The organism is Paenibacillus sp. OT2-17 (assembly GCF_009827695.1).
GTDB classification, from domain to species: domain Bacteria; phylum Bacillota; class Bacilli; order Paenibacillales; family Paenibacillaceae; genus Paenibacillus; species Paenibacillus polymyxa_B.
Genome location: NZ_WUDQ01000361.1, coordinates 1 through 3,799, shown reverse-complemented (window position 1 = coordinate 3,799; position 3,799 = coordinate 1). Strand labels below are relative to the sequence as shown.

At 45.8% G+C, this 3,799-nt stretch carries 5 protein-coding genes and 1 other annotated feature; of the genes, 4 read left to right on the top strand and 1 reads right to left on the bottom strand.

Annotated features, from left to right (window positions below):
- A partial coding sequence (locus GRP75_RS21205; protein ID WP_160790287.1) for a cysteine hydrolase family protein occupies nt 1-209 on the top strand: 209 nt, incomplete at its 5' end.
- Between the two features lie 120 nt (nt 210-329).
- Entirely contained in the window at nt 330-1,793 is a 1,464-nt protein-coding gene (locus tag GRP75_RS21200; RefSeq protein ID WP_023988249.1) for a nicotinate phosphoribosyltransferase, read from the top strand.
- Nucleotides 1,794-1,859: 66 nt separating this feature from the next.
- Here GRP75_RS21200 and GRP75_RS21195 read toward each other — a convergent pair whose 3' ends face one another.
- Entirely contained in the window at nt 1,860-2,375 is a 516-nt protein-coding gene (locus tag GRP75_RS21195; protein WP_068940667.1) for a MogA/MoaB family molybdenum cofactor biosynthesis protein, read from the bottom strand.
- A gap of 262 nt (nt 2,376-2,637) precedes the next feature.
- Here GRP75_RS21195 and GRP75_RS21190 point away from each other — a divergent pair, with 262 nt between their 5' ends.
- Entirely contained in the window at nt 2,638-2,967 is a 330-nt protein-coding gene (locus GRP75_RS21190) for a four-helix bundle copper-binding protein (protein WP_023988251.1), read from the top strand.
- A gap of 77 nt (nt 2,968-3,044) precedes the next feature.
- Nucleotides 3,045-3,303 (top strand) — a binding site (T-box leader).
- Between the two features lie 59 nt (nt 3,304-3,362).
- Nucleotides 3,363-3,799 (top strand): arginine--tRNA ligase domain-containing protein (gene argS, locus GRP75_RS21185; protein WP_160790286.1); only part of this gene is annotated, 437 nt, incomplete at its 3' end.

Genomic DNA, 3,799 nt, shown 5'->3' with positions numbered 1-3,799 from the left:
AAGTTCATCTAATTGGTGTGTGTACAGATATATGTGTGCTGCATACGGCTGTAGATGCTTATAACAAAGGTTTTGCTATTACTGTATACAAGGACGCTGTGGCGAGCTTTAATCAAGCTGGACATGATTGGGCTTTGGGTCATTTTGAGGGAAGTCTTGGAGCTGCGGTACGGTCGGCTGAGGATACGGTTTTACGTCAGAAGAAGTAAAATAACTTAACGATTGTGCACCAATGTCCGATAACAAAATGGAGCCGGATATTGCTGAATCTGGGCAGATGAGGCGGTACGCTGCCACAAACCTGGGGACAGTCAGAGAGGATGATTACGATGCAGTCAACGAGCCTCGCATTACATACAGATAAATATCAGATTAATATGATGTACGCCCATTGGGTGAACGGAAGTCATCAGCGTAAAGCTGTGTTCGAGGCGTATTTTCGTAAACTCCCTTTTGGTAATGGATACGCCGTGTTCGCTGGTCTGGAACGCATTGTGAATTATATTGCAAATTTGCGGTTTACAGAGGAGGACATTCGCTACCTTTCTGAGCAGGAAGAGAAGTATGATCCCATGTTCATGGAGGCGCTTCGCCAGTTTAAGTTTGGTGGAACTGTCCATTCAATGAAAGAAGGGGCACTTGTTTTTCCAAATGAGCCTCTGGTGCGTGTTGAAGGAACGATTATGGAAACGCAGCTTGTCGAGACGGCATTGCTGAATTTTATGAACTATCAGACACTCATTGCGACAAAGGCATCGCGTATCAAGCAGGTGGCAAGTGACGATACACTGCTCGAATTTGGGACACGGCGTGCGCAGGAAGCTGATGCGGCGATTTGGGGAGCACGAGCAGCTTATGTGGCAGGTTTTGACGCGACTTCTAATATGCTGGCAGGCGAGCACTTTGGAATCCCGACGAAGGGGACACATGCCCATTCATGGGTGCAGACCTTTATGACGGAGCAGGAGGCGTTTGACGTATACGCGAAGGTTTTACCAGACCAGGTTACACTGTTGGTAGACACCTTTGACACGCTGGAAAGTGGTGTTCCTCATGCGATTCGGACAGCAAAAATGCTGGAGAGTCAGGGCAAGCGTATGAATGCAATCCGTCTGGATAGCGGTGACTTGGCTTATCTATCCATTCAGGCGCGGGAAATGCTCGATGCTGAAGGCTTAGATTACGTACAAATTGTAGCTTCCAATGATTTGGATGAAAATACGATTTTTAACCTGAAAGCCCAAGGGGCACGTATTGATGTATGGGGTGTAGGAACACAGCTTATTACGGCTTCAGATCAACCTTCGCTTGGCGGGGTGTACAAGCTGGTTGAGCGTGAAGTGGATGGCGAAATGTTGCCGACGATTAAGATCTCGGGTAATCCAGAAAAAGTATCCACACCAGGCAAGAAGGATGTATATCGCATTGTGGATAAGAAAAAAGGGAGAGCTGTGGCCGATTATATTTCTTTCCCGGATGAAGAGCGTCCGCGTAATGGTAAGCGCCTGAAGCTGTTTAACCCTTTGCATCCGTATATGAAGAAGTATGTAGAAAATTATGAAGCCGTACCAATGCTTGAGCCTATTTTTATAAATGGACAGAAGGTATATGAGCTTCCTGAGCTGGATGAAATTCGTGCCTACCATACTTCACAGTTGAAACTGTTTTGGCCAGAATATTTGCGGAAGCTGAACCCTGAAATTTATCGTGTAAATCTGAGCGAGAAGGTATGGGAGCTGAAGCAAAAGCTGATCGATAGCTATATGCAGCCCGAAGTTGAAGAAAAAGAATAATTGGAAGAGGCACCTCATGAATGTATGGGGTGCCTTTTTGTGTCGCGGCATGTAGGAAATAGGAGCTTATTTATAAATTTCTCTCATCACATGTCGTAGCTCAGGGACAATAATGCGTTCCATTGCCAAACGAACGGCTCCGCGTGAGCCAGGCATAGAAAATACAGCTGTCTGGCCCACAGTGCCAGCTACAGCCCGGCTTAAGATAGCTGCTGAACCAATGTCCTCAGCAAAGCTTAAATAACGAAAGATTTCTCCAAAGCCAGGTAGTTCCTTATCCAGTAGAGAGGAGACGGCTTCATATGTAGTATCACGTGGAGAAATACCGGTACCGCCTGTCAAAAGTACAGCCTCGATGTCATCCTGTGCCGCTGCTTCGGATACTAACTGTTGAATACCTTCGTAGTCATCTTTGACGATGACATATCGAACAACCTTATATTCATTGGTTTCTAGTAGATCCATGAGCAGTCGTCCCCCAGTATCTGTTTCCACGGTGCGGGTGTCCGAGACAGTCACGACCATGCAATTAACCTGTTGCGGGGATTCCTGTCGATGCTCCTCTACAGAAGACATATTCATTGAAATGCTCACTCCTTGATCGGTGGTTAGACATACACTTTTTACAATAGAGCAATGACTGAGTGTATGCAAGTCAGAAACAGGGGCTAAAAATCCATGTGATTAATATCCTTGCACTTGCACACTGGAATATAGTACACTTCCTTACATAAGTCGGGATTACTTTGTTTTTATTTTATTGAAAGCGCGCACATCAAATGATTAATCTCAAGGGTCAGCGGGTAATAGTACAGCAGGGTCAACAACTGGGAGGTAATGTAATATGAATCATTCATACCAACAATGCGTGGATGCTTGCCTGGAATGTATGAACGCTTGCAATGTATGTTACGTAGCGAGTTTGAAGGAATATGATTTAGCTATGCTGCGTGAATGTATTCGAGTGAGTAGGGAATGTGCAGAAATATGCGGATTTGCTGCTCAAATGCTGCAGCGTGGAACGGATTTTGCTGAGCAAATCTGTGAGCTGTGCGCCAAGGCCTGTGAGGTATGTGCTGCTGAATGCAGCAAGCATTCCCATGATCATTGCAAACATTGTGCAGAAGCCTGCCGTCGTTGCGTTCAGGCGTGCCGCCAGTTGGTGGCAGTGTAATTACATATATGGAACTAGTGCCTGAAGAGGAAATAATAGGTTGCTTTCTACTGAATAGGTTTGTATAATGATTGGAATTAACGTCATAGAACGGGAGAGTAGCAGCGGAGCCGTATCATTACAGCGAGCCGGAAAAGGTGGAAGCCGGTATGAGGTCCGATGTGAAGCGCACCCGGGAGACGGTTGATCCAACGAGCAGAATTTCTAGTAGATCAGCCCGGCAGACACCGTTATTAGTCATTGGAGTGAAATCGCGATTTGTGTAAGTTAGCTTTAGCTGCACAACCGATTTACGAAGAGTGGTACCGCGGGGATATTGAAGTTCTCGTCTCTTGAATTATTTCAAGAGGCGGGGGCTTTTTTTGTTAGATTCTATAAAAAGAAGGAGAGAGATCATGTTGATGAGGATTGCTGCTCAAGCGATATTGGCCCATACGGGCTTGGAGGAGAAAGAAATTTTATCTTTATTTGAGGTGCCTCCGCAGCCTGAATGGGGAGATGTGGCGTTTCCCTGTTTTGTGCTGGCCAAAAAGTTTCGAAAGTCTCCACAGCACATTGCACTGGAATTGGCGGAGCTAGTGAATCATGAAGAAGGTTTAACTGCTTCAGCATCGGGTGCCTATGTAAATATAACATTGGATCGATCTGTTTATATTCCACTTATGCTTGCTGAATTGAGCAAGGCTGATTTCCTCAGGCCCAATATCGGGCACGGACAGCGGGTAGTTATTGATATGTCCTCGCCCAATATTGCCAAACCGTTTGGTATCGGTCATCTTCGCTCTACTGTTATCGGTGCTGCCTTGTATCGTATTCTTGGTGAAACCGGATA